20 protein-coding genes are annotated in these 20,675 nt (G+C 70.5%); 13 read left to right on the plus strand and 7 right to left on the minus strand.

Annotated elements, in window-relative coordinates:
• Positions 1-190: 190 nt before the first annotated feature.
• The 10 genes from OG272_RS28610 to OG272_RS28655 all read left to right on the plus strand — a co-directional run bounded on the left by OG272_RS28610 (position 191) and on the right by OG272_RS28655 (position 8,650).
• Entirely contained in the window at positions 191-1,147 is a 957-nt protein-coding gene (locus tag OG272_RS28610) for a DUF2520 domain-containing protein (protein WP_326579349.1), read from the plus strand.
• Entirely contained in the window at positions 1,144-2,136 is a 993-nt protein-coding gene (gene panC, locus OG272_RS28615; RefSeq protein WP_405895173.1) for a pantoate--beta-alanine ligase, read from the plus strand. The genes OG272_RS28610 and panC overlap by 4 nt, the downstream gene beginning before the upstream one ends.
• On the plus strand, positions 2,133-3,848 hold the full coding sequence (locus OG272_RS28620; protein WP_405895174.1) for an L-aspartate oxidase: 1,716 nt from the start codon (positions 2,133-2,135) through the stop codon (positions 3,846-3,848). The genes panC and OG272_RS28620 overlap by 4 nt, the downstream gene beginning before the upstream one ends.
• A gap of 5 nt (positions 3,849-3,853) precedes the next feature.
• Positions 3,854-4,837 carry a carboxylating nicotinate-nucleotide diphosphorylase gene (gene nadC / locus OG272_RS28625; RefSeq protein WP_326579343.1) on the plus strand — a complete coding sequence of 328 codons (984 nt, stop codon included), beginning with the start codon at positions 3,854-3,856 and terminating at the stop codon, positions 4,835-4,837.
• Positions 4,838-4,852: 15 nt separating this feature from the next.
• Positions 4,853-5,650 carry a type III pantothenate kinase gene (locus OG272_RS28630; RefSeq protein WP_326579341.1) on the plus strand — a complete coding sequence of 266 codons (798 nt, stop codon included), beginning with the start codon at positions 4,853-4,855 and terminating at the stop codon, positions 5,648-5,650.
• A 319-nt stretch (positions 5,651-5,969) separates the two neighbouring features.
• Positions 5,970-6,656: a hypothetical protein gene (locus tag OG272_RS28635; protein WP_327732152.1), complete on the plus strand. Its 687-nt coding sequence runs from the start codon at positions 5,970-5,972 to the stop codon at positions 6,654-6,656.
• Between the two features lie 19 nt (positions 6,657-6,675).
• Positions 6,676-6,867, plus strand: coding sequence for a hypothetical protein (locus tag OG272_RS28640; RefSeq protein ID WP_326579338.1), 192 nt, complete (start codon positions 6,676-6,678; stop codon positions 6,865-6,867).
• A 123-nt stretch (positions 6,868-6,990) separates the two neighbouring features.
• A complete protein-coding gene (locus tag OG272_RS28645) occupies positions 6,991-7,452 on the plus strand; it encodes a BlaI/MecI/CopY family transcriptional regulator (RefSeq protein ID WP_327732151.1) in 462 nt (153 codons plus the stop codon).
• 9 nt (positions 7,453-7,461) lie between these two features.
• Positions 7,462-8,001 carry an amino-acid N-acetyltransferase gene (locus OG272_RS28650; protein WP_326579334.1) on the plus strand — a complete coding sequence of 180 codons (540 nt, stop codon included), beginning with the start codon at positions 7,462-7,464 and terminating at the stop codon, positions 7,999-8,001.
• A gap of 313 nt (positions 8,002-8,314) precedes the next feature.
• Positions 8,315-8,650: an Lsr2 family protein gene (locus OG272_RS28655; RefSeq protein WP_326579332.1), complete on the plus strand. Its 336-nt coding sequence runs from the start codon at positions 8,315-8,317 to the stop codon at positions 8,648-8,650.
• On the opposite strand, the gene OG272_RS28660 is transcribed toward OG272_RS28655, so the two are convergent.
• On the minus strand, positions 8,629-9,285 hold the full coding sequence (locus OG272_RS28660; RefSeq protein WP_405895175.1) for an SCO3374 family protein: 657 nt from the start codon (positions 9,283-9,285) through the stop codon (positions 8,629-8,631). The genes OG272_RS28655 and OG272_RS28660 overlap by 22 nt on opposite strands.
• A 430-nt stretch (positions 9,286-9,715) precedes the next feature.
• Between OG272_RS28660 and OG272_RS28665 the strand changes: the two genes are divergently transcribed.
• Positions 9,716-12,241: an ATP-dependent Clp protease ATP-binding subunit gene (locus OG272_RS28665; RefSeq protein WP_326579328.1), complete on the plus strand. Its 2,526-nt coding sequence runs from the start codon at positions 9,716-9,718 to the stop codon at positions 12,239-12,241.
• Positions 12,242-13,379: 1,138 nt separating this feature from the next.
• Positions 13,380-13,982 (plus strand): M23 family metallopeptidase, encoded by a 603-nt coding sequence (locus OG272_RS28670; RefSeq protein WP_327728330.1) that lies wholly within the window; start codon positions 13,380-13,382, stop codon positions 13,980-13,982.
• Between the two features lie 26 nt (positions 13,983-14,008).
• Here the strand turns inward: OG272_RS28670 and OG272_RS28675 are convergent, their stop codons facing one another.
• Together OG272_RS28675 and OG272_RS28680 are read right to left on the minus strand one after the other, a co-directional pair.
• Positions 14,009-14,197, minus strand: a complete 189-nt coding sequence (locus OG272_RS28675) for a hypothetical protein (RefSeq protein WP_326579324.1) — start codon at positions 14,195-14,197, stop codon at positions 14,009-14,011.
• A 70-nt stretch (positions 14,198-14,267) separates the two neighbouring features.
• The gene (locus tag OG272_RS28680) at positions 14,268-14,870 is read right to left on the minus strand and encodes a helix-turn-helix domain-containing protein (RefSeq protein ID WP_326579322.1); all 603 of its coding nucleotides are present in this window, start codon (positions 14,868-14,870) and stop codon (positions 14,268-14,270) included.
• Positions 14,871-15,036: 166 nt separating this feature from the next.
• On the opposite strand from OG272_RS28680, the gene OG272_RS28685 reads away from it, so the two are divergent.
• Positions 15,037-16,644, plus strand: coding sequence for an MDR family MFS transporter (locus tag OG272_RS28685; protein WP_327728328.1), 1,608 nt, complete (start codon positions 15,037-15,039; stop codon positions 16,642-16,644).
• 278 nt (positions 16,645-16,922) lie between these two features.
• Here OG272_RS28685 and cseC read toward each other — a convergent pair whose 3' ends face one another.
• The 4 genes from cseC to OG272_RS28705 form a co-directional block, all read right to left on the minus strand.
• Positions 16,923-18,329 carry a two-component system sensor histidine kinase CseC gene (gene cseC, locus OG272_RS28690; RefSeq protein ID WP_405895177.1) on the minus strand — a complete coding sequence of 469 codons (1,407 nt, stop codon included), beginning with the start codon at positions 18,327-18,329 and terminating at the stop codon, positions 16,923-16,925.
• A gap of 15 nt (positions 18,330-18,344) precedes the next feature.
• Entirely contained in the window at positions 18,345-19,052 is a 708-nt protein-coding gene (cseB, locus tag OG272_RS28695) for a two-component system response regulator CseB (RefSeq protein ID WP_326579316.1), read from the minus strand.
• A 135-nt stretch (positions 19,053-19,187) separates the two neighbouring features.
• Positions 19,188-19,877: a hypothetical protein gene (locus OG272_RS28700; RefSeq protein ID WP_326579314.1), complete on the minus strand. Its 690-nt coding sequence runs from the start codon at positions 19,875-19,877 to the stop codon at positions 19,188-19,190.
• Positions 19,865-20,416, minus strand: coding sequence for a SigE family RNA polymerase sigma factor (locus OG272_RS28705; RefSeq protein WP_326579312.1), 552 nt, complete (start codon positions 20,414-20,416; stop codon positions 19,865-19,867). The genes OG272_RS28700 and OG272_RS28705 overlap by 13 nt, the downstream gene beginning before the upstream one ends.
• Between the last annotated feature and the right edge of the window lie 259 nt (positions 20,417-20,675).

Genomic DNA, 20,675 nt, shown 5'->3' on the forward strand with positions numbered 1-20,675 from the left:
CCCGTCCCGCCCGGCACCCGCTTTTCGCGCCGGCGGCCCGCGTCCCCGGCCTCGCGAACGCGACCTGCGGAAACGGCCCACGGCAACCCACAGCCTGTGGACAACCGAACGCCCCTCGAACCAATCGCGTTAACATGACGAGAAATCGTCCGGTACCCAGAGCGGACTGGAACGGGAAGGCCTCCACCGAGTGAGTACATTCCAGCAACCAGAGCCGAAGGACCGCCCCGCGCGGCTCGCCGTCGGCGTGGTCGGCGCCGGCCGTGTCGGTCCCGCGCTGGCGGCGTCCCTACAACTGGCCGGGCACCGCCCGGTGGCCGTCTCCGGGGTCTCCGACGCCTCCCGGCGACGCGCCGCCGAGCTGCTGCCAGATGTGCCGCTGATGCCGCCCGCCGAGGTGCTGCGCCACGCGGACCTGGTCCTGCTGACCGTCCCGGACGACGCGCTGCCGGGGCTGGTCGAGGGCCTCGCGGAGACCGGTTCCGTTCGGCCGGGACAGCTCCTCGTGCACACCTCCGGGCGGTACGGCGCGAAGGTGCTGGACCCCGCGCTGCGGGCCGGCGCGCTGCCACTGGCGCTGCACCCCGCGATGACGTTCACGGGAACCCAGGTGGACGTGCAACGGCTCGCCGGGTGCTCGTTCGGGGTCACCGCGCCGGACGAGCTGCGGATGGCCGCCGAGGCCCTGGTGATCGAGATGGGCGGCGAGCCCGAGTGGATCGCCGAGGAGAACCGCCCGCTCTACCACGCGGCCCTCGCCCTGGGCGCCAACCACCTGGTGACCCTGGTCGCCCAGTCCATGGAACTGCTGCGCACGGCCGGCGTCTCCGCCCCCGACCGCATGCTCGGCCCGCTGCTCGGCGCCGCCCTGGACAACGCCCTCAGGTCGGGCGACGCGGCCCTCACCGGCCCCGTCGCGCGCGGGGACGCGGGCACGGTCGCCGCGCACGTCGCCGAGTTGCGCGCGCACGCCCCGGCGACGGTCGCCGGGTATCTGGCGATGGCCCGCGCGACCGCCGACCGGGCCCTCGCCCACGGCCTGCTCAAGCCGGAGCTGGCCGAGGACCTCCTCGGGGTACTCGCGGGCGGGACGGACGGGACCACCGGAGCAGGCGGGACCGACGGGACCGAAGGGAACGCCCGATGACCACCACCGTGCTGCGCACCGCCGACGAACTGCACACCCGCGCGCGTGCGGGACGCCGCGCCGTCGTGATGACCATGGGCGCCCTGCACGAGGGCCACGCCACCCTGATCCGCGCCGCGCGCGAGACCGTCGGCGGCACGGGCGAGGTCGTCGTGACCGTCTTCGTGAACCCCCTCCAGTTCGGCGCGGGCGAGGACCTCGACCGCTACCCGCGCACCCTGGACGCCGACGTCAAGCTCGCCGACCAGTCGGGCGCCGACGTGGTGTTCGCCCCGACCGTGGACGAGGTCTACCCGGGTGGCGAACCCGAGGTCCGCATCACCGCGGGGCCCATGGGCGAGCGCCTGGAGGGTGCCGCCCGCCCCGGGCACTTCGACGGCATGCTCACCGTCGTCGCCAAGCTGCTCCACCTCACCCGCCCCGACGTGGCGCTCTACGGCCAGAAGGACGCCCAGCAGCTCGCCCTGATCCGCCGCATGGTCCGCGACCTGAACTTCGGCATGGACATCGTGGGCGTGCAGACCGTCCGCGAGGACGACGGCCTGGCCCTGTCCAGCCGCAACCGGTATCTGTCCACCGAGGAGCGCCGTACGGCCCTGGCGCTCTCGCAGGCGCTGTTCGCGGGCCGTGACCGGCACGCCGCGCAGGAGGCGCTGCGCGCGCGGGCCCGCGAGGTGCCCGCCACGCGCGCGCGTGCCGAGGCCCTGAGCGCCATCGGCGAGTCCCGCGCGGCGGCCGACGCGCACGCCATGGCGAAGTCCGCGCCCGGCGGCCCGGCCGCCGTCCGCGCCGCCGCCCGCCTGGTCCTCGACGAGGCCCTGCGCATGAAGCCGCCGATCGCCCTGGACTACCTGGCCCTGGTCGACCCGTCCGACTTCACCGACATCCCCGACGACTTCACCGGCGAAGCCGTCCTCGCCGTCGCGGCCCGGGTGGGGACGACCCGGCTGATCGACAACATCCCCCTGACCTTCGGAGCCGCCTCGTGACCAGCACAGGCATACGACTGCACGCGCCCGCACCGGGATGGTCCATCGCCGCCGACGTCGTGGTCGTCGGCTCGGGCGTCGCCGGCCTCACCGCCGCGCTGCGCTGCGAGGCCGCCGGCCTCCGTACGGTCGTCGTCACCAAGGCCCGTCTCGACGACGGCTCCACCCGCTGGGCCCAGGGCGGCATCGCCGCGGCCCTCGGCGAGGGCGACACCCCCGAACAGCACCTGGACGACACCCTGGTGGCCGGCGCGGGCCTGTGCGACGAGGAGGCCGTACGGCTCCTCGTCACCGAGGGACCCGACGCCGTGCACCGCCTGATCGCGACCGGCGCCCACTTCGACGAGTCGGAGGAGGGCGGCCTGGAGCTGACCCGCGAGGGCGGCCACCACCGCCGCCGCATCGCCCACGCGGGCGGCGACGCCACCGGCGCCGAGATCTCCCGGGCCCTCGTCGAGGCCGTACGCGCGCGCGGCCTGCGCACGGTCGAGAACGCGCTCGTCCTGGACCTGCTGACCGACGCCGACGGCGGCACCGCCGGTGTCACCCTGCACGTCATGGGCGAGGGCCAGCACGACGGCGTGGGAGCCGTCCACGCCCCCGCCGTGGTCCTCGCCACCGGCGGCATGGGCCAGGTCTTCTCCGCCACCACCAACCCGTCCGTCTCCACCGGCGACGGTGTGGCCCTCGCCCTGCGCGCGGGCGCGGAGGTCTCCGACCTCGAATTCGTCCAGTTCCACCCGACCGTGCTGTTCCTCGGCGCGGACGCGGAGGGCCAGCAGCCCCTGGTCTCCGAGGCGGTACGCGGCGAGGGCGCCCACCTCGTCGACGCCGACGGCACCCGCTTCATGGTCGGCCAGCACGAACTCGCCGAACTGGCGCCCCGGGACATCGTCGCCAAGGGCATCATGCGCCGCATGCAGGAGCAGGGCACCGAACACATGTACCTGGACGCCCGGCACTTCGGCGCCGACATGTGGGAGCACCGCTTCCCGACGATCCTCGCCGCCTGCCGCGCCCACGGCTTCGACCCGGTGACCGAGCCCATACCGGTCGCCCCGGCCGCCCACTACGCCTCCGGCGGCGTCCGCACCGACTCCCACGGCCGGACCACCGTCCCCGGCCTCTATGCCTGCGGCGAGGTCGCCTGCACCGGCGTCCACGGCGCCAACCGGCTCGCCTCGAACTCCCTCCTGGAGGGCCTGGTCTACGCCGAGCGCATCGTCGCCGACATCGCCGCGGCCCACGCCGGGAACGGCCTCCACGCGCGCGTGCCCCAGCCCGTCCCGTACGCCGAGCAGCCCGCGCACCCGCTGCTGGCCCCGGAGATACGGTTCGCGATCCAGCGGACCATGACGCAGGGCGCCGGCGTCCTGCGCTCCGAGACCTCCCTGGCGACGGCCGCCGCGACCCTGGACCGGCTGCACGCCGACGCCCGCGGCGCCCTCGCCGAGAACGGCAAGACGGCCGAGCCCGGCGTCGACACCTGGGAGACCACCAACCTCCTGTGCGTGGCCCGGGTCCTGGTCGCCGCCGCCCGGCTGCGCGAGGAGACCCGCGGCTGCCACTGGCGCGAGGACGAGCCCGACCGCGACGACGCCGCCTGGCGCCGCCATATCGTCGTACGGCTGAATCCGGACCGGACGCTCGCCGTACACACCACCGATACCGCAGACTTCCCCCCGACCCGGCAGCACCAGCAGGAGCAGTGACAGACGTGAGCACTCCCGACCTTCCCCTCGCCCAGAGCGGCGGCTGCGGCGACGGCTGCGCCTGCGGCGCCGACGACGGCCTCAGCGAGGAATATTTGGAGTGCGGGCTCGATCCCGCGCTCGCCCAGCTCCTGGCCGACGCCGGACTCGACCCCGTGGAGGTCGAGGACATCGCCAACGTCGCCATCCAGGAGGACCTCGACCACGGCGTGGACGTGACCACGGTCGCGACCATCCCCGAGGACGCCCGCGCCACCGCCGACTTCACCGCCCGGGAGGGTGGCGTCGTGGCGGGCCTCAGAATCGCCGAGGCGGTCCTCTCGGTGGCCTGCTCCGACGAGTTCGAGGTCGAGCGGCACGTCGACGACGGCGACCGTGTCGAGGACGGCCAGAAGCTCCTCAGCGTCACCGGCGCCACCCGGGACCTCCTCACCGCCGAACGCAGCGCACTGAACCTGCTGTGCCGCCTCTCCGGCATCGCGACCGCCACGCGCGCGTGGGCGGACACGTTGGAGGGCACCAAGGCGAAGGTGCGCGACACCAGGAAGACGACACCGGGACTCAGGTCCCTGGAGAAGTTCGCGGTCCGCTGCGGCGGGGGCATCAACCACCGCATGTCGCTGTCCGACGCGGCCCTCGTCAAGGACAACCACGTGGTCGCCGCGGGCGGCGTCGCCCAGGCCTTCGAGGCCGTGCGCGAGATGTTCCCCGAGGTGCCCATCGAGGTCGAGGTCGACACCCTCCACCAGCTCCGCGAGGTCGTCGACGCGGGCGCCGACCTGATCCTCCTGGACAACTTCACGCCCACCGAGTGCGAGGAGGCCGTGGCGATCGTCGACGGCCGCGCCCTCCTGGAGGCCTCGGGCCGCCTGAGCCTGACCAACGCGAAGGCGTACGCGGACACGGGCGTCGACTTCCTGGCCGTCGGGGCCCTGACCCACTCGTCCCCGATCCTGGACATCGGCCTCGACCTGCGCGCGGCCGAGTAGGGACGGGGACGGGCCATGCTGCTGACGATCGACGTGGGCAACACCCACACCGTCCTGGGTCTGTTCGACGGCGAGGACATCGTCGAACACTGGCGCATCTCCACGGACGCGCGCCGCACCGCCGACGAACTGGCGGTCCTCCTCCAGGGCCTCATGGGCATGCACCCGCTCCTCGGCGAGGAGCTGGGCGACGGCATCGACGGCATCGCGATCTGCGCCACCGTCCCGTCCGTCCTGCACGAGCTCCGCGAGGTGACCCGCCGCTACTACGGCGACGTCCCGGCCGTCCTCGTCGAGCCGGGTGTGAAGACCGGCGTCCCGATCCTGACGGACAACCCCAAGGAGGTCGGCGCCGACCGCATCATCAACGCCGTCGCCGCCGTCGAGCTGTACGGCGGCCCGGCCGTCGTCGTCGACTTCGGTACGGCCACGACGTTCGACGCGGTCAGTGCGCGCGGGGAGTACGTCGGCGGCGTCATCGCCCCCGGCATCGAGATCTCCGTCGAGGCGCTCGGCGTCAAGGGCGCCCAGCTCCGGAAGATCGAGGTCGCCCGGCCGCGGAGTGTGATCGGCAAGAACACGGTCGAGGCCATGCAGTCCGGCATCATCTACGGGTTCGCGGGTCAGGTCGACGGGGTCGTGGGCCGCATGGTCCGGGAGCTGGCCGACGATCCCGAGGACGTGACGGTGATCGCGACGGGTGGGCTGGCGCCGATGGTGTTGGGCGAGTCCTCGGTGATAGACGAGCACGAGCCGTGGCTGACGCTGATCGGGTTGCGGCTGGTGTACGAGCGGAACGTCTCGCGTCTCTGAGGAGTTTGCGCCCCCGCCGCCCCTACCCGTCCCGTCCCCGGGGCTCCGCCCCGGACCCCGTTCGCGCAGTTCCCCGCGCCCCTGAAAAGGGGCGCGGGGAACTGCGCGAGAAGCCCCACCCACCCGCACCCGACAACCCACCCCCCTCGGGGTCGAAGGGGCAGCGCCCCCGGGGGACGGGACGGGTAGGGGCGGCGGGGGCGAGGAAGATCCGCCCACGCGGGTGGAACCCCGGCGCCACGCGCTGTCCGCGCATCTCTTTTGTCTGATTAGCGCGTATCGTCGCCGCATGCCCACGCCCCACGGAACCCGCGGCGGCATGGCGTTCGGCGCTGACGAGCTGCGTGTGCTCCGTCGTGCCCTCGCCCTCGCCCTCAACCCCAGTCCCGCCTCGGCCCAGGAGGTGCAGGACTGCCTCCGGCTCGCCGAGTCCGTCGACGAGGCGACCCGCGAGGACGCCCGTCGGAGGGCCTTCCTGCTGGCCGACCTCGCCCGCTACCGCGCCGCGCTCCCCGGCACGGTCACGGGGTACGCGGCGCTCCTGGCGGAGGCCCTGGACGCCGGGTACCGCCCCCACCCGGACGACCTCGCCGCCCTGCGCGCCCTGCGCGGCAATCCCACCGCCGCGGCCCTCCTGGAACGCTGCCGTCCGCTCGCCGAACAGGACGTGCGCGCCCGTTTCGCGGGGCGCGCGGCCACCTCGGCGGTGGTCGTCCCGGCCTCCCGCTCCGCCTCCGGCCGCTCCCTGCTCCGGCTCACCGCTCTCCCCGGCGGCCTGTCGGAACCGGGCACACACGCGCGTGCCGCCGCCGGAGAGCCCGCCGAGCCCAAGCCCGCCCGCCCGTCCCGTCCCGCCGAGCCCGCCGAGAAACCCGGCCCGGTCCCTCGTCCCGACGCCCCGCGCCCCGCCCGCCGTCCCATCCCCACCCCCGGCGAGGTCTTCCCGCCCAAGCGGAAACCGGCCGCCCCACCCGCGAACCCGCCCCGACAACTGGCCGCCGTCTAGCCCTGGCTACCCTGGACCCATGGACTACGTCTCCGCGCTGCTGCCCCCCTTCGTGATGGCCGTGCTGTTCATCGCCGTCATCAGGGTGATCGTGAAGACCCAGGGTGGCCCCAACAAGGCCAAGGAGGACGCGGTCGTCGACGCGGCGCTCGCCCGCGCGGAGAACGCCCGGCAGGCCACCGACACCGACCGCAGGGGCACCGGCGCCTGACGCGACCCGCCCCATCGGCGTACGACTCGTGTGTTTTTCGAGTCGTACGCCCTTTTTGTTCAACTTCTCCGGATATGGTGCGGAACTGTGCCTCGCCCATTGGGAGAACTCGAAGACGCGGTCATGACGCGGGTGTGGAAGTGGAACCGCCCGGTGACGGTTCGGGAAGTCCTGGAAGATCTTCAGCAGGAACGGTCCATCGCCTACACCACGGTGATGACCGTTCTGGACAATCTCCATCAGAAGGGCTGGGTGCGCCGGGAGGCGGAGGGCCGGGCCTATCGATATGAGGCGGTCTCCACTCGCGCCGCCTACTCGGCCGCACTGATGAACGAAGCCTGGTCGCAGAGCGACAACCCCGCGGCCGCTCTCGTCGCCTTCTTCGGGATGATGAGCGAGGAACAGCGACAGGCTCTCACCGACGCCGTACGCATGGTGCAAGGCCCCGAGCCCGTCAAACCCGAACCGGCCGCGCCCGCCGCCCCGGCCGGCGAAACCCCTGTTGAAACCGTCGCCGAATCCGTCGAAACGTCCGGCGAAACACAGGGGACCCCCGGCGAATCCCCCGATCTCCCCGGGCGATAGCGTCCGCTCATGCCAGCAACGAGTCCTGAAGTCACCGCAAAAGCCATCACCGTCAGGCGGGCTCGGACCAGCGATGTCCCGCATGTGCGCCGCCTCCTCGACTCGTTCGTCCAGCGCCGCATCCTGCTCGACAAAGCGACGGTCACGCTTTACGAGGACATCCAGGAGTTCTGGGTCGCGGAACGGGGCGCCGGCTCGGACGCGGAGGTCGTCGGCTGCGGTGCGCTGCACGTGATGTGGGAAGACCTCGCGGAAGTCCGCACTCTCGCGGTGGACCCGGACGCCAAGGGTCTCGGCGTCGGTCACCAGTTGCTGGAGAAGTTGCTGCACACCGCTCGTTGGCTGGGTGTTCGCCGGGTTTTCTGTCTGACCTTCGAAGTCGAGTTCTTCGCGAAGCACGGCTTCGTGGAGATCGGTGAGACTCCGGTCGACACCGATGTCTACGCGGAGCTGCTGCGTTCCTATGACGAGGGCGTCGCGGAGTTCCTCGGTCTCGAACGAGTGAAACCGAACACCTTGGGCAACAGCCGGATGCTTCTGCATCTGTGATCGCGGACGGATCCGCTAGGGATCCGCTACGGATCCGCTAGGAACCCAGGGTTCCCTCGAAGAACCTCGACTCCTATTCCGGTGCGGGTCGCCCTGCCCGGGTGCCCTATGTCCGAAACGCGCATGTTTCCGGTCTTCCCCGGCCCCTCCTCCTCTCCGCAGTCTCTCCTCGGTCTCTCCCAGGGGTTTGTGTTTTTCCAGGAAAAGCGGTTTGCTTTCCGACGTACTGCAGTACTGCATATAACAGGGGACGTGAAACAGCGGCGCTCGCCGCAGGCCCCCGGCCCTGAAGTTATCGATGAAAGGAAATCCGGTGGCACAGAAGGTTCAGGTCCTTCTTGTCGACGACCTCGACGGCGGCGAGGCGGACGAGACCGTGACGTTCGCGCTGGACGGCAAGACGTACGAGATCGACCTCACGACCGCCAACGCGGACAAGCTTCGCGGCCTTCTCGACGCCTACGTCAAGGGTGGCCGCCGTACCGGAGGTCGTGCTGCGGGCGGGCGTGGCAAGGCTCGTGCCGCTTCCGGCGGCAGCCAGGACACCGCGGCCATCCGCGCCTGGGCGAAGGAGAACGGCTACGAGGTCAACGACCGCGGCCGCGTCCCCGCCTCCATCCGCGAGGCCTACGAGAAGGCCAACGGCTGAGATTCCGACGGCCCGGTGCTCGCGCGCCGCAGCCGGACGCGGTGGCAGTGCGTCGCCACCGTGTCCACCACTCGCACGAGGTCGGGGGCGCCCCCACCGCCCCCCAACGCCGACATGCTCGGCAGCGAGGGTTCCACCTCGCACCCCGGCTCGGGGGGCCGCAGCCATGCGGCGGCCCCCTGTGAACCGGCCTCCCCGCACGCGCCCCCGAGCCTTTCGGCCCCGCCCGGAGGCGCCGGCGCCGCCATGTGACCGCCCGTTCCGACGGCCGTGAGGTCCAGGTCGAGGCCGCCCCAGTCCAGCCAGGCCAGCAGACCCGGCAGCTCCTCCGCGCCGCCCGCCGCGACCAGCAGCAGCATCCGCCCGCCGCGCAGCGCCACCGGCGAGCCCGGACCGGGCACCGGCCCCAGATGCCTGAGCGCCGCGACCCCCGCTTCCACCGGCACGTCGAGCACATCGAAGCGCAGGCCCGTAAGGAGATGTACGGGCGTCCCGGGCACGGTCGCCCAGCCGAGCTCGTTCTCATACCACTGCCGCACCGCGTCGCACGCGTCGTCGCCCGGAACATCGCGCGTGACGGCACCCGAGGCGTCGCTCGGGTCGAACGGTCGGCGAGGAAGGGGGACGATGGCCATGTCAGGAGAAACCGTGCGAAGGAGCCCGAAGTTACGCTGGGTATCCGATCGGATGCGGAGAGTGCCGGAAAAGGGGGTGTTCGGCGATGGGTGGCGACGCAAGGATGTTCGCCCGTAGCGGAGCGAACCGGTGCATCCGGCATGGAGTGTCCGTGCCTACGGGTAAGACATCCCTAGTGGGAGGGGGCGACACGCAGGAAAGGCCGTCTCACGTTCGCCATCGGCGTACTGATGGTGGGGGTAACTGCCTGGCCTGCGGGAACATCGTCTCGCACCATCGGGTTGGAGCAGATGTCGGCGTTCGGGGTCAGGAGGCCAAGGACGGTGTCGGCAGTTGGAATGAGCGGTCCCCGCTTGCGGGACTAAGCTGCGGAAGGACAGCGAGGGGAGCGTCCCCTCACTGCCTGACCGCTCTGAGGAGCGATTAACGATGTTCGAGAGGTTCACCGACCGCGCGCGGCGGGTTGTCGTCCTGGCTCAGGAAGAAGCCCGGATGCTCAACCACAACTACATCGGCACCGAGCACATCCTCCTGGGCCTGATCCACGAGGGTGAGGGTGTCGCCGCTAAGGCCCTGGAGAGCCTCGGGATTTCGCTCGAGGCGGTCCGTCAGCAGGTGGAGGAGATCATCGGGCAGGGGCAGCAGGCCCCGTCCGGGCACATCCCCTTCACCCCCCGTGCCAAGAAGGTCCTGGAGCTGTCGCTCCGCGAGGCCCTTCAGCTGGGCCACAACTACATCGGCACGGAACACATCCTGCTCGGCCTGATCCGCGAGGGCGAGGGCGTCGCCGCCCAGGTCCTGGTCAAGCTGGGCGCAGATCTCAACCGGGTGCGGCAGCAGGTCATCCAGCTGCTCTCCGGTTACCAGGGCAAGGAGACCGCCACCGCCGGCGGCCCCGCCGAGGGCACCCCCTCGACGTCCCTGGTCCTCGACCAGTTCGGCCGGAACCTCACCCAGGCCGCTCGTGAGTCCAAGCTCGACCCGGTCATCGGGCGCGAGAAGGAGATCGAGCGGGTCATGCAGGTGCTGTCCCGTCGTACGAAGAACAACCCGGTCCTGATCGGTGAGCCCGGCGTCGGCAAGACCGCAGTCGTCGAGGGCCTCGCCCAGGCCATCGTCAAGGGCGAGGTGCCCGAGACCCTCAAGGACAAGCACCTCTACACCCTCGACCTCGGCGCGCTGGTCGCCGGCTCCCGCTACCGCGGTGACTTCGAGGAGCGCCTGAAGAAGGTGCTCAAGGAGATCCGCACCCGCGGCGACATCATCCTGTTCATCGACGAGCTCCACACGCTGGTCGGTGCGGGTGCCGCCGAGGGCGCCATCGACGCGGCTTCCATCCTGAAGCCGATGCTGGCCCGCGGTGAGCTGCAGACCATCGGCGCCACCACGCTGGACGAGTACCGCAAGCACCTGGAGAAGGACGCGGCCCTGGAGCGCCGCTTCCAGCCCATCCAGGTCGCCGAGCCCTCGCTCCCGCACACCATCGAGATCCTCAAGGGTCTCCGTGACCGGTACGAGGCGCACCACCGCGTCTCGATCACGGACGAGGCCCTGGTGCAGGCGGCGACGCTCGCCGACCGCTACATCTCGGACCGCTTCCTGCCGGACAAGGCGATCGACCTGATCGACGAGGCCGGTTCCCGGATGCGCATCCGCCGGATGACCGCGCCGCCGGACCTCCGCGAGTTCGACGAGAAGATCGCCGGCGTCCGCCGCGACAAGGAGTCCGCGATCGACTCGCAGGACTTCGAGAAGGCCGCCTCCCTCCGCGACAAGGAGAAGCAGCTCCTGGCCGCCAAGGCCAAGCGGGAGAAGGAGTGGAAGGCCGGCGACATGGACGTCGTCGCCGAGGTCGACGGCGAGCTGATCGCCGAGGTCCTCGCGACCGCCACCGGCATCCCGGTCTTCAAGCTGACCGAGGAGGAGTCCTCGCGTCTGCTGCGCATGGAGGACGAGCTCCACAAGCGGGTCATCGGCCAGGTCGACGCCGTCAAGGCGCTGTCGAAGGCGATCCGTCGTACGCGTGCCGGTCTGAAGGACCCGAAGCGTCCCGGTGGTTCGTTCATCTTCGCCGGCCCGTCCGGTGTCGGTAAGACCGAGCTGTCCAAGGCGCTCGCCGAGTTCCTCTTCGGCGACGAGGACGCGCTGATCTCCCTCGACATGTCGGAGTTCAGCGAGAAGCACACGGTGTCGCGTCTCTTCGGTTCGCCCCCCGGTTACGTGGGCTACGAAGAGGGCGGCCAGCTGACCGAGAAGGTCCGCCGCAAGCCGTTCTCCGTCGTCCTCTTCGACGAGGTCGAGAAGGCCCACCCGGACATCTTCAACTCGCTGCTGCAGATCCTGGAGGACGGTCGCCTGACCGACTCCCAGGGCCGGGTCGTGGACTTCAAGAACACGGTCATCATCATGACGACCAACCTCGGCACCCGGGACATCTCCAAGGGCTTCAACCTGGGCTTCGCGGCCTCGGGCGACAAGAAGACCAACTACGAGCGCATGAAGAACAAGGTCTCGGACGAGCTCAAGCAGCACTTCCGGCCCGAGTTCCTCAACCGTGTCGACGACGTCGTCGTCTTCCCGCAGCTCACGCAGGAGGACATCCTGCGGATCGTCGACCTGATGATCGGCAAGGTTGACGAGCGCCTGAAGGACCGGGACATGGGCATCGAGCTCTCCCAGTCCGCCAAGGAGCTGCTGTCCAAGAAGGGTTACGACCCGGTGCTGGGTGCGCGTCCGCTGCGTCGCACCATCCAGCGCGAGGTCGAGGACACCCTCTCCGAGAAGATCCTCTTCGGCGAGCTGCGCCCCGGCCACATCGTGGTCGTGGACACCGAGGGCGAGGGCGACGCGGCCATCTTCACCTTCCGGGGTGAGGAGAAGTCGGCGCTGCCGGACGTCCCGCCGATCGAGCAGGCGGCCGGCGGTCCGGGGCCGAACCTGAGCAAGGACGCGTAACCGCGGCGCTCGGCCTGAGCGAGCGGAAGGGGCTGCCCCGGGACTTCGGTCCCGGGGCAGCCCCTTTTTTTGTATTCCGGCCGGCGGTTCTTCCGGGCCGCGGTCCGGTGGCGTAGATCCGGAAGGAGGTCGGGGAGTTTCGGGACTCTTCGGCACCGGAGAAGTTGTTGAGCCGAAAACTGGTGATGCTCGGCGGCACCGGCGCGGCTTCCCCACCGGTCGCGATCAAGTCGACGCGCAATTCCGTGAGGGCGGGCATCCGGGAGATCTCCGCGAAGTCCTCCGGGGTGAGTGTTTCCCGGAGCTTGGCGATGGTGAGCTGCTTCACCGAGTGCATACGGCTCAGGCCGTGAAGTCCGGTGAACCGCAACAGCGTCCTTGGTGAATCGCGGATAGGCCGGCGGCAGGCCCCGGGAAGAGCTTCGTCGAGGGAATCGGCGTAGAGCGGGAAACCCGGGTCGAGCGCCTCCGAGGCGGTGGAAGCCGCCGGCGAATGCAGGGCAGCCGGTTTTTCCAGGCCGGGCAGGGAGTCCCGTGCCGGCCGGTGAGCGGGAGCTCAATGAGCGCAGACAGGTCCTTCAGATGCGGGGTGCCGTCGCTGACGTCCGGATGCGTCAGCCGGTCCTGCCCCGAGAGGAAGCCCAGACCGCCGAGAACCCGGTTGTCGCGGATGACGAGAATTCGCGGCCCGCTCGGGTGGAGGACCACACCGAGCTGGTCGGCACCGAGGTAGCCGACCGCCTGGAGTATTTCCACCGCGTTCCGAGTGACGCGGATCGCGTAGTCCGCGTCACATTCCGGGGTTCTCCGATCCACGAGCCGGTGACATGGGGCACAGGGGATTTGTCCGGTACTAGGAGGAATAGTGGGTGACGCGTGGTGGGCAAAACGGACTTTTAGGTCGGGTGGTGCGGGTTTCGGGCGGTGGAGTGCAGGTGGGGCTGTGTTTGGGGGTGGGTGTCAAGGAGTGGGGGGATTTCTGGGGGAGTACGAGGTTCGTTCGTAGATCACACGTTTGGGGGGTTTCGGGGCGCAGGGGTACCAAGGGTTATCCCGTTCGGCGGACGCAGAGGTGCGCCGGGTGGAATGCGTGTCCGTCGAGGCACAGTCCCTGTCTCCGTTCCCCGTGAGGTAATCCATGTCGCAGCGTGTTCGCACTCCCCGCACCCGTACGTCCCAGCTCCGTGTCCGGGCCGCCGTGATGGCCGTCGGGATGGGGGTCTCGGGCGTGCTGGGGGCCGGGGTCGCGGCCGCCGCCGGTGGGGCCCAGGCCGCGAGCGCCGGCACCGCCACCGTCCAGACCGCCGCCGCCAAGAAGGCGGTCTCCTGGGTCAGCCCGGTCAAGGGCTACAAGCTGAGCGCGCGGTTCGCGCAGGCCGGCAACATGTGGTCCGCGAAGCACAGCGGGCAGGACTTCGCCGTCAAGAGCGGTACGGCCGTCGCCGCCGCGCACGGCGGTACCGTCGTGAAGGCCGGCGGCAACGGTGCCGGCGACGGCCCCGCGTACGGCAACGCCGTCGTCATCAAGCACGGCAACGGCACGTTCTCGCAGTACGCCCACCTCTCGAAGGTCGGCGTGAAGGTCGGGCAGGTCGTCAAGACCGGGCAGCGCATAGCCTTCTCCGGCAACACCGGTAACTCCAGCGGGCCGCACCTGCACTTCGAGATCCGTACGAAGGCGAGCTACGGTTCCGCCGTCGACCCGGTCGCCTTCCTGCGCGCCAAGGGCGTCACCGTCTGACTTCGCTCCCGCGAGGGCGAGCCGCGTCAGCACGGGCCGTAGTCCTGGCCCGTGCCGCACATCGGGGTGTCGGCGTAGTGGTCGATGAGGACGAGCGTGACCAGGAGCATCACCACCGTCACGGCTGCCGTGACGGCGACGGCGACGACGTGGCGTCTGCGCAGGAACTCAGCGCGCTCCTCGTCGGACATGCGGGTGTACTGGTCGGCGTCCACGGGTGCCTCCTCGTGCGAGTGCCCGGGAGGTCCCCGAAGGCTCTGAGGTTTTACCCGGATACGAGGCTTTTCAAGAGCCCTGGGCGCCCGCGTGTGCCTGGGTCACCAGATCGATCGCGACCTCCAGGACCGCCTTGCGCTTGTCCTCGGGGTCGCCTTCGACGTCCTGGAGGACGAACATCCCGGCGTGCATGGTGAACAGGGCGCTCGTGCAGCGGACCTGGTCGGTCAGGGCGGCGTCCGGTTCCTTGATGGTGTCGATCAGGCGGATCATGCGCTCCTTGAACGTCTCGCCGACGCTCAGCTCGCGTACCGTCGCCTGGTTCTCCTGCATGAAGCGGAAGAGGGGGGCCACGTCGGCCAGGGCCAGGCTGTAGCGGCGCAGGATCTCCCGCTTGGTGTCGAGGGTGCGCGGCTGGGTGCCGGCCCATTCGATCAGTTCGTCGATGGGGCGCTGAAGGTCCTGGAAGAGACCGATGAGGATGTCTTCCTTGGTCTTGAAGTGGTAGTAGAGCGCCGCCTTCGTCACATCGAGGCGTTCGGCGATCTCCCGCAGCGAGGTCTTCTCGTATCCCTGTTCGGCGAAGAGTTCGAGGGCGACGTCCTGGATGCGCTGACGGGTGTTGCCGCGACGCTGCCGCTTCGTCGTCGCGTCCTCTGTCGTGCCGCTCATCCTCGTACTCCTCGCCGTCACGGATGGCCTGGGTCGGTCAAGCCTCGGCCAAGCCCGAAGAACTTACTTGACGCCCGGCTAGTTAGGGACCTAGTTTCCCTCAGTGTAGACAACTAGCCGGTCGGCAAGTAAGTGCATGGAGCTCCGGGGGGAGTGGAGGACCGCGATGGGTGCGGAGACGAAGACAGAAGTGAACGGTGCGGCCGAGGCGGGTGGGCCGCAGCCGCGCAGTGTGCGGGTGGTGCTGCTCGCGCTCATGATCGCCATGCTGCTCGCGATGCTCGACAACATGATCATCGGTACCGCGATGCCGACGATCGTGGGCGAGCTGGGAGGCCTGGAACACCTGTCCTGGGTCGTGACCGCGTACACGCTCGCGACCGCCGCCTCCACTCCGATCTGGGGCAAGCTCGGTGACCTCTACGGTCGCAAGCGCATCTTCATGACCTCGATCGTGATCTTCCTGATCGGGTCGGCGCTGAGCGGGATGGCCCAGGACATGAGCCAGCTGATCGCGTTCCGCGCGGTGCAGGGACTCGGTGCCGGCGGCCTGATGGTCGGCGTCATGGCGATCATCGGCGACCTGATACCGCCGCGGGAGCGGGGCAAGTACCAGGGGATGATGGCCGGTGTCATGGCCCTCGCCATGATCGCCGGGCCGCTCGTGGGCGGGTCCATCACCGACCACTGGGGCTGGCGCTGGTCCTTCTACATCAACCTGCCGCTCGGCGTCGTGGCGCTGATCGCCGTCAGTGCCGTGCTGCATCTGCCGAAGCCGTCACGGGACGGGCGGTCGGCGCGGAACATCGACTATCTGGGCGCGGCGCTGCTGACCGTCGGCATCACGGCGATCGTGCTGGTCACGACGTGGGGCGGGACCGAGTACGCCTGGGGGTCGGCCGTCATCATGGAGCTGATCGCGCTCGGGGTGGCCTCGCTCGTCGGGTTCCTGTTCGTGCAGAAGCGGGTGGCGGAGCCGGTGATACCGCTGCACATCTTCCGCAGCCGGAACTTCACGCTGATGTCCGTGATCGGGTTCTTCACCGGGTTCGTGATGTTCGGCGCGGTGCTGTTCCTGCCGCTGTTCCAGCAGTCCGTGCAGGGTGCGTCCGCGACCAACTCCGGGCTGTTGCTGCTGCCGATGCTGGGGGCGATGCTCGCGGTGTCGATGGTGGCCGGGCGGGTGACCACGGGCAGCGGCCGTTACAAGGTCTTCCCGGTCGTCGGGAGCGTCCTGATGATCGTGGGGCTGTTCCTGCTGGCGCAGATGGACACCGGTACGAGCCGGGTGACGTCCGGGGTGTTCATGGCCGTGCTGGGTGCCGGTATGGGGTGTCTGATGCAGATCACCATGCTGGTCGCGCAGAACAGCGTCGAGATGAAGGACATGGGGGTCGCGTCGTCGACGACCACGCTGGCCCGGACACTCGGGTCCTCCTTCGGGGTCGCGATCATGGGGGCGCTGTTCAACAGCCGGGTGCAGGATGTGATGGCCGAGCGGGCCGGTGCCCTGGGGTCGCAGGTGACCGAGCGGTCGGCGCAGCTGGATGCGGCGAGTCTGGCGAAGCTGCCGGTGCCGGCGCGGGAGGCGTACCAGTACGCGGTCTCTTCCGGGACGCACTCGGCGTTTCTGCTGGGGGCGATCGTCTCCGTGGTGGCGTTGGTGGCCGCGGTGTTCGTGAAGGAGGTGCCGTTGCGGGGGGCCGGAGGGCCTTCCGCGGCGGAGACGCCGGGTAAGGCGGGGGCCGCGGATGAGGAGATGGCGCGCGCCTGAGGGGTGGCGCGGGCCTGAGGAGATGGCGCGCGCCTGCGGGGACGGGGGGTTCGGTTCGTTGGCGGGTGCGGGTCCGGTGGGGGCTGGTCGCGCAGTTCCCCGCGCCCCTGAAAAGCCGGGGCTGCGCCCCGAGCTCTTCGGCCCGCAGGGGCCTTGTCCCTCAGGCCCGCACGGCCTGGTCTTTCAGGCCCGCAGGGCCTGGTCCTTTCAGGGGCGCGGGGAACTGCGCGGCCAGCCCCCACCGGACCCGCGGATGACCCACGACCCCCCGGTCCCCGTCACCCCGCCCCGTCGTTCGACATCGGCAGCATCGGATAGCTGCCCGTGTTCGTGGGGGCGTGTTCCGGGAGCCACAGCACCGCGACCGCACCCTCGGACGGTACTTCGTCCGGCGCGCCGGGCGGGCGGACGTTGCGGAAGGTGAGGCGGGCGCCCAGGACGCGCGCCTGCCCCGCGGCGATGGTGAGGCCGAGACCGTGCCCCTGGCCGGCGCGGTCGGACGCGCCGGTGCGGAAGCGGCGGGGGCCGTCGGCGAGCAGGTCCTCGGGAAAACCGGGGCCATGGTCGCGCACGCGGATCACCCGGCCCTCGACGGACACCTCGATCGGCGGCTTGCCGTGCTTCGCCGCGTTGGCCAGCAGGTTCAGCAGGACACGTTCGAGGCGGCGGGGGTCCGTCGTCACCTCCGACTCGTGCACGATCCGTACCCGCACCCCCGCGTCCTTCGCCGCCACCCGCCGGGCCACGAACTCGCCCAGCAGGATGTCCTGCAGCTCGGCCCGCTCGGAGGCCCCGTCCAGGCGGGCCACCTCCAACACGTCCTCGACGAGCGTGCGCATCGCCTGGGCCCGGTCGCGGACCAGCTCGGAGGGGCGGCCCGGCGGGAGCAGTTCCGCCGCCGTGAGGAGACCGGTCACCGGGGTGCGCAGCTCGTGCGCGATGTCCGCCGTCACCCGGCGCTCCGCCTCGATGCGCTGCCGCAGGGTGTCGGCCATGGCGTCCACGGCCCGTGCCAGCTCCGCGGTCTCGTCGCGGACGACACCGCCGATCGCGTCCTGCACCCGGACGTCGGACTCGCCCTTGGCCACCTGGTGCGCGGCGGCCGCCGCCTTGCGCAGCCGGCGGGACATCTGGCCGCCGATGAGCACACCGAGGGCCGAGCCGCCGAAGACGACCGCGATGGAACCGATGAGCAGGGCCTGGTCGAGGTCCCGCATCACCGCCGAGCTGTGGTCGGTGAAGTCGGTGTGCAGGGACAGGACGCGCTTGTCCTTCAGCGGGACCGCCGCCCAGATGTCGGGCACACCGTTCTCGCCCTCGGACACGTACGTGGCCCGGCGGCCCTCCCCGACCTTGGCCAGCAGGTCCTTGGGGATGTCGGGGTCGTCGAGCGTCACCCCGAAGGCGCCGGACTTCAGCGGGCGGCCCGACTCGTACATGCGCTGGGCGACCTGGATGCGCTCGTCGGCGAGGTCGCGCGAGTTGTCGAGCATCGAGACGCGCGCCGCGTTGTGCACGACCAGGCTCAGCGCGACCGCGACCAAGGCGCCGACCAGCGCGATCGCCGCGCTCAGCTGCCATCGCAGACCGGTCCGGATGCCCGAGGCGGGCCCCGCGCCCGACCGGCGGTCGGCGACGCCCGACGACTCCGGCCCCCGCCCCTCTCGTATCCCCCTCATGTTCATGTCGCCCCGCCCCGCTCAGGCCTTGAGCTTGTAGCCGAAGCCGCGGACCGTCTCGATCCGGTCCTGGCCGATCTTCGTGCGGAGCCGCTGGACGTGGACGTCGACGACCCGGGTGTCGCCGCCCCAGCCGTAGTCCCACACACGTTCGAGCAACTTATCGCGGGAGAGGACCGTGCCGGGGGCCGACGAGAACTCCAGCAGCAGCCGCATCTCGGTCGGCGTCAGCGCCACCGGCACCCCCGACTTCAGTACTTCCATGCCCTCGGTGTCGATCACCAGCTCGCCGAAGGTGAGCACTCCGCCGGTGCTCGCGGCCGCGGACTCCTCGGCCCTGCCGTCGCCGCCGCTCGCGTGGCCGAAGCGGCGCAGCACCGCGCGGATCCGGGCGACCAGGACGGCACCGTCGAACGGCTTGGTCACGTAGTCGTCGGCGCCCGCCTCCAGGCCCAGCACCACGTCGATGGAGTCGGCGCGGGCGGAGAGCATGATCACCGGGACCGTCGACTCGTCACGGATGCGGCGGCACAGGGAGACCCCGTCCAGGCCCGGGACCATGACGTCGAGGAGCGCGATGTCGGGCCGGTCCGCGCGGAACGCCTCCAGCCCGGACAGCCCGTCGGGCATGGCCGTGACCGCGAAGCCGTCCCGCTCCAGTGCGAGCTGGGTGGCCTCGCGGATCACGTCGTCGTCCTCGACGAACAGGACATGGGTCTGCTCTGCCATCCGGTGATCTCGCTCGCTCTCGGTCGGGGTCGGTCAAGACCAGTCAGGATCGGTCAGGTCCACTCAGGGTCGTTCGCTGCTGGTGCTGGTGCTGGTGCTGGTGCTGGTGCTGGTGCCGGTGTGCCGGTGCCGGTGTCAGTTCTGCTCGGGCGTCGCCGATTCCGCGCCGCCCACCGCGCTGCTGTACTCGGTACGCGTACTGGAGCGCTGGACGAAGTCGTCCTTGATCCAGCGGTAGGTGGTCACTTCCTCGCTGGACGGGTACGACGACGGGTCGCCATTCTCGTACAGCTGTCGGGTGACCAGGAGGTCGCCCCGGTCGATCTCCGCGTAGACGGGGGGCTGTTCGGAGAGGAAGACGCTCCGGTACCTCCCCTTGTCCTCGCGGTACACGTACGACGCCACGCCGACGGCATCCGTGCAGGTCATCACATTGACCACGAGATCTTCGGACGAACCCCCGGTCAGGTCCCCGTACGTCACGTCCACCGGGTACTCGTCCGCCACGCACGGCTCCAGGTCGCTCTTGACCGCCTTACTGACCTCCGGGTCCGCGCGGACCATCCGGACGACCTCCTCGACGCTCGGGTGATCGCCGTCACCGTCCCCGTCGCCGTCGACCGACGCGGAGACGGACGGTGAGGCCGCGCCGCCCGCGAGGGAGTCGCTGTCGGCCGGCCCCTCGTCGCGGGCACCGGTGCCGCCCGTGCCGCAGGCGGAGAGGGAAAGGCCGAGGGCGGCGAGCACGGCCACCGCCGTGATCACCGCCTTCGTGGCCCGTCTGCCCCCTGGGCCCGGGCCGGCCGCTGTGCTCAGGCCGCGCAACGCTCCTGCTCCTCGCTCGCTTCGAGCGCACGGGCGGCGCGCTCGTCGTGGTTCCGCGACTCCAGCTCCTCGCGGAGCCGGGCCAGTGCACGGTGCAGCGTGCTCTTGACCGTGCCGGCCGACATGCCGAGGGCGGCGGCCGTCTCCTCCGTGGACATCTGCTCCCAGTGTCGCAGGACCACGACACTGCGCTGCTTGGGTGCCAGAACCTTCATGATGTCCATGAGGAGGGCGCGGTCCGCGTGCTGCTCCGTGGAGTCCTCGATGCGGGCGTCCGGCAGCTGCTCGGTCGGGACCTCCTCCAGCTTCCGGGCCCGCCACCACTCCGTCCGCGTGTTGATCATGACCCGGCGCAGGTAGGCGTCCGCGAGCCGCTTGTCCGCGATGCCGTCCCAGCGGCCGTACGTCCGGGCCAGCGCCGTCTGCAGCAGATCCTGGGCGTCCACCGGGTCCGGGACGAGCCGGCGGGCGCTGCGCAGCAGCGCGTCCTGCCGGGTACGGACGTACTCCTCGAATTCGAGCACCTCGCCGTGCGCCATGATCAACCGCCTCCGCTCCCCGTTTCCGACGTCCGCGCTGTCGCACGGTGCCGGTTGTCCACGCTTCGTGTCGCTGGTGCGATCCGCTGTGCGGGTCGCTCGTTCCGCCGGATCCGCTGGTTCTTTCGCGGGTTCCTGCGGTACGCCAATGAAGCTACGGAGGGGTTGTCACGGGGACGTCCGAGGCAGCCTGCGGAGAACGCTCGGCTGTCCGTCGGTTGTGTAACAGAAGCAGGAACGGGGTAAAGCGGGCCGGGCT

Source organism: Streptomyces sp. NBC_00104 (assembly GCF_045160825.1).
Classification (GTDB): Bacteria; Actinomycetota; Actinomycetes; order Streptomycetales; family Streptomycetaceae; genus Streptomyces.